Source organism: Chromobacterium sp. IRSSSOUMB001 (genome assembly GCF_023507765.1).
Taxonomy (GTDB): Bacteria; Pseudomonadota; Gammaproteobacteria; order Burkholderiales; family Chromobacteriaceae; genus Chromobacterium; species Chromobacterium haemolyticum.
Map to the genome: position 1 here is coordinate 1 of NZ_JALCYU010000065.1, position 393 is coordinate 393.

2 tRNA genes are annotated in these 393 nt (G+C 50.4%); both read left to right on the top strand.

From position 1 onward, the window contains the following. The first annotated feature begins 43 nt into the window (after positions 1-43). A tRNA-Ile gene (locus MOV80_RS23330) sits at positions 44-120 on the top strand. Between the two features lie 105 nt (positions 121-225). Next, positions 226-301 (top strand) — tRNA-Ala (locus tag MOV80_RS23335). Positions 302-393: the final 92 nt, after the last annotated feature.

Below are 393 nucleotides of genomic sequence, written 5' to 3' on the forward strand. Positions count from 1 at the left end.
TGTAGTTAAGGGCGTGTCAGCCAGCGATGGCTGACCGAGAAATGGGTTTGTAGCTCAGCTGGTTAGAGCACCGTCTTGATAAGGCGGGGGTCGTTGGTTCGAGTCCAACCAGACCCACCAAGAATTTGCGTAGCGATACGTAATTTTTGGCTTAGGCAAGGCGCGAAATGGCGAAATGTACAATTGTACATGAGCTGTTGAGCAACGCTGCATAAGGCAAAAAGAGGGGGATTAGCTCAGTTGGGAGAGCACCTGCTTTGCAAGCAGGGGGTCGTCGGTTCGATCCCGTCATCCTCCACCACAACTCAAACACAAGCGAGTTTGCAAAACAGCTTGGTTGTGTTTGCGTTGTATTTTTAACGCCCGATCTTTAACAAACTGAAGAAGCCGCCC